This window comes from Vibrio rubrogenes (assembly GCF_059641415.1).
Genome location: NZ_JCARSY010000124.1, coordinates 1 through 398, shown reverse-complemented (window position 1 = coordinate 398; position 398 = coordinate 1). Strand labels below are relative to the sequence as shown.

General features: G+C 46.2%; 1 protein-coding gene. It reads right to left on the bottom strand.

All coding sequences use genetic code 11. The annotated features are described in order from the left end of the window. Window positions 1–338, bottom strand: a 338-nt coding sequence (locus AC55NX_RS20840) for a transposase (RefSeq protein ID WP_496997470.1), incomplete at its 3' end; no start/stop codon positions are given. Window positions 339–398 lie beyond the last annotated feature (60 nt).

Genomic DNA, 398 nt, shown 5'->3' with positions numbered 1-398 from the left:
TTGCCAAGGGCAAACAGGGAGAGGACATTGCGCTCCATTTCATCGGTCAGGCGAGTTTGATGTTTCTTGACGGTCTGAGGGTCAAAAGAGCCATTGCGGTCACGGGGCGTTTCGAGTTCAAATTCCCCGGATGAGGTTTTGATATTTTTCCAGGACTTACCATTTTTTCGATTATCGGGTTCATCAGCAAGGTGCTGGTCAATTTCAGCGCCGAGAGCAGCTTCAGTGATTTGCTTAATCAGCGGGGTGAGCAGGCCATCTTTGCCGTTCAGTCCTTGTCCAGATTGGAGAGCTTTGGCAAAAGCCTGAACATCGATTTCGAATTTATCGTCAGACATAAAGTGTCATTTCCTTTTTGGTTCAGTTTACAGAAATGACACAGAATTTTGAACACTACC